The organism is Mesorhizobium sp. M1E.F.Ca.ET.063.01.1.1 (genome assembly GCF_003998155.1).
Lineage (GTDB): Bacteria > Pseudomonadota > Alphaproteobacteria > Rhizobiales > Rhizobiaceae > Mesorhizobium.
The window spans coordinates 1-3,406 of the sequence record NZ_RZSC01000634.1 but is presented as its reverse complement, the minus strand read 5'-3'; the positions used below and the strand labels follow the sequence as shown (position 1 = coordinate 3,406).

4 protein-coding genes are annotated in these 3,406 nt (G+C 66.6%); 3 read left to right on the top strand and 1 reads right to left on the bottom strand.

What is annotated here, in order from left to right:
• Positions 1-258 precede the first annotated feature (258 nt).
• The 3 genes from EOA29_RS29590 to EOA29_RS29580 all read left to right on the top strand — a co-directional run bounded on the left by EOA29_RS29590 (position 259) and on the right by EOA29_RS29580 (position 2,794).
• Positions 259-1,092, top strand: a complete 834-nt coding sequence (locus EOA29_RS29590; protein WP_126092234.1) for a GNAT family N-acetyltransferase — start codon at positions 259-261, stop codon at positions 1,090-1,092.
• 133 nt (positions 1,093-1,225) lie between these two features.
• Positions 1,226-1,996 carry an SDR family oxidoreductase gene (locus tag EOA29_RS29585; protein ID WP_126092235.1) on the top strand — a complete coding sequence of 257 codons (771 nt, stop codon included), beginning with the start codon at positions 1,226-1,228 and terminating at the stop codon, positions 1,994-1,996.
• A 42-nt stretch (positions 1,997-2,038) separates the two neighbouring features.
• Positions 2,039-2,794: an SDR family NAD(P)-dependent oxidoreductase gene (locus tag EOA29_RS29580; RefSeq protein WP_245468568.1), complete on the top strand. Its 756-nt coding sequence runs from the start codon at positions 2,039-2,041 to the stop codon at positions 2,792-2,794.
• A gap of 9 nt (positions 2,795-2,803) precedes the next feature.
• On the opposite strand, the gene EOA29_RS29575 is transcribed toward EOA29_RS29580, so the two are convergent.
• Positions 2,804-3,406: zinc-binding dehydrogenase (locus tag EOA29_RS29575; protein ID WP_145969860.1), on the bottom strand; the 603-nt coding region annotated here is incomplete at its 5' end.

The following is a 3,406-nucleotide window of genomic DNA, read 5'->3' as shown; positions in this document are numbered from 1 at the left end:
GCCTTCGCCGGTTGTGTCCAGTTGCCGATTGGAACAACGAATGACCGCTCGGCGATTTCTTTGCCAACCCCTTGCATCGATTTGGAAAACCCCTCCCCGGTAATTGTTGGCCAGCAGTCGTGCCTCGGATGTCTCGTGTAAGTGAGCAGGCCGGCTCCATCTTCGCGGCGCGGGCGGACGACGCCGGCCTTTGCAACTTGCGGGCCGCATCTTATCGTGGCGGCTTGAATCCATCGCCTCAGGCCGCCGAGTGAAACGATGCCGAGAACGATAAGGACGCTGACCGCCGGCGAGGTGGAAACGCTCGTCGACTGGGCGGCGGGGGAGGGCTGGAATCCAGGCATCGACGACGCCGCCGCGCTGCGCGCGGCCGATCCGGAAGGGTTCATCGGCGCCTTTGCCGGCGGCGAGATGGTGGCCGGCATTTCGGCCGTCGCCTACGGCTCGGGCTTCGGCTTCATCGGCCTTTACATCTGCCGGCCCGACCGGCGCGGCGAAGGCCATGGCAAGGCGGTATGGGATGCCGGCATGGAACGGCTCGGCGACCGTATCATCGGCCTCGACGGCGTGGCCGAGCAACGGGCCAACTACCAGCGCAAGGGGTTCGCGCCCGCCTATCAGACCGTCCGCTTCAGCGGTCGTCCGGTCGGACTGGCCGGGCGCAGCGACATCCTGCCCGTGATGGCCGCGAGCACAGCCGGGATCCTGGCTTACGACCGCCAGTGCTTCCCGGCGCCACGAGAGGCCTTCCTGCGGGAATGGCTGCAGCCGCCTCGGATTGCGCTCATGTCCGCAGGTTCGGCCGGCATTGCCGGCTTTGGCGTGGCGCGGAGATGCCGGGAGGGATTCAAGGTCGGGCCGCTGTTCGCCGACGACATGGACATAGCCCTGGCGTTGGTGGCGGAACTGGCGGGCAAAGCGGCGGGCGAAGCGCTGCATATCGACGTGCCGGCCACCCAGTTCGGATTCACCGCCATGCTTCAGGCTGCCGGCATGGTTGCGGGCTTCACCACGACCCGCATGTACAAGGGCGGCAAGCCTGGCAACGCACCGACGAAGGTTTTCGGCATCACAACGCTGGAACTGGGGTGATCCAGGGCCGAAGGACCAGACCTGTTGGGATCATTGCCTGTTGGGATCATTGTTTGTCCGGCGTGGTGCATGCGGCATGACTTCCGGACATGGTTGGCATGTGCTCGCGGCGGCGTTTCGTGGAGGTTATCGAATGGCTGGCAGGACGGTCCTGATCGCGGGCGGCGCCGGAGGGATGGGTTTCGCGACCGGACTTCGCCTCGCGGCAGACGGCGAGCGGATCGCGCTCGCCGACCTTCCTGGCCTCAAACTCGACGAGGCCGTGGCAAGGATTACCGCGACAGGCGCGAAAGCGATCGGCTTGCCGCTCGACATCCGCTCCGTTGCTGCCTGCCGCGAAGCGGTGGACAAAGCCCGTGAGTGGGGAGGTGGCCTGGACATTCTCGTGAACGCCGCTGGCGTCTGGCTGGAGGGGCCGGCCAGCGACGTCCAGGAAGCGCAATGGGACTTGGTGCTGGACGTCAACCTCAAGGGCGCGTTCTTCCTGATCTCGGCCGCCATTCCGCATCTGTCGGCGGCGCAAGGCGTCGTCATCAACATTGCGTCCGACGCCGGCATCGTCGGCAATAACGGCGCGGCGGTCTATTGCGCCTCCAAGGGCGGGCTGGTGCTTTTGACCAAGGCTCTCGCGCTGGAACTTGCCCCGCACGGCATCAGGGTCAACGCCGTCTGTCCCGGCGACACGGCGACGCCGATGATCGAGTATCAGGCGAGGACCTATGGCGGAAATGACCCGGACGGTTACAAGCGGAAGCTTCTGGGGCACTACCCGCAATGGGAAAGAGCTCGCTTCATCACCGTGGAAGAGATCGCTTCCTTCATCCACTATCTTTGCCAGCCTGGCGCGGCGCCGATCACCGGAGCGGTGCTTCCGATCGATTTCGGCGTCAGCGCCGGATACTGAGTGGCAGGGGCATCGGCTTCGTCGCCTGGAGGGTTCATGGTCGTGTTTCGCAAATCCCGCACGGCGCTGGTGACCGGCGCGGGCGCCGCCGACGGCATCGGCGTCGCCGTCGCGCGCGCTCTTGGCGAAGCCGGGCTTGCCGTCGCGATCACCGCTTCGTCGCAACGTGTCGAGCAACGCGCCGAGGAGCTGCGGGCCGACGGGCTCGACGTTCGTGCGGTCGTGGCCGACCTGACGCGCGCGGCGAATGTCGAGCGGCTATGCTCGGAGGTCTGCGAGGTCGATATCCTCGTCAACAATGCCGGGATGGGCACGGTGGCCCAGCCGGCGCTGCAGCGGCGATTTCTCGACCTCAGCGAAAGCGACTGGGACCGGGGCATCGATGTCAGCTTGAAGACCGCGTTTCTTAGCACGCGCGGATTCCTGGCCGGCATGGTTCAGCGCCGCCATGGACGCGTGGTCAACATGGCCTCGGTCACCGGACCTTACGTCTCCAATGAAGGCGATGCCGCCTACTCGGCCGCCAAGGCGGGCATGGTCGGCCTCACCCACGCGCTTGCGCTGGAGGTCGGCCGCAGCGGCGTCACCGTCAACGCCGTGGCGCCGGGCTGGATCGCCACCGGCGCCTCGACGCCGGAAGAGCTCGTCGCCGCGCAACAAACGCCGCTTGGACGCGCCGGCACACCGCAAGAAGTCGCCGCCGCGGTCCTGTTCCTGGCCTCAGACGGGGCAAGCTACGTCAACGGCGCGGTTCTCGTCGTGGATGGCGGCAACATCCTGCAGGAGCGCAAGGGCTGACCACGAAGGTCAGCCCTCGGCCGTATCCGCCACTGCGTCCGGCACCACCACCAGCTTGCCGACGAAGTCCTTGGCCATGAAGTCTGTCTGGGCGCGGTGGAAGTCCGACAGTTTGTAAACGCCGCCGACCAGCGGCTTGATCTTCTTTTCCTCGATGTAGCGGACGATGCGGCGGAAATCCGCCCGCGTGCCCTGGCTCGAGCCGTGAAGCTGCAACTGCTTCAGATACATGGTGCGTAGATCGAGCTGCACCACCGGTCCCGCGATGGCGCCGGCGGTGGTGTAGCGGCCTTCGGGTCTGAGAATGCGCAACAGATCGTTGAAGATGGCGCCGCCGACAAGATCGGCGACCACGTCGATGGGCTGGCCGCCGGTCGCCTCGTTGACGGCGGCCGGCAGGTCGGCCACGCCGCGCGTGATCACCTTTTCGGCGCCGATGTCGAGCACGGCCTGCTCCTTGCCCTTGCCGGCGATGGCATAGGGAATGGCGCCGCGCGCCCGTGCCAACTGGACAATGCCGGAGCCGACGCCGCCGGAGGCGCCCGTGACCAGCACGCGCTCGCCGGCTCTCAAGCCCGCGCGCTCCAGCATCTGCTCGCCGGTGAGATAAGC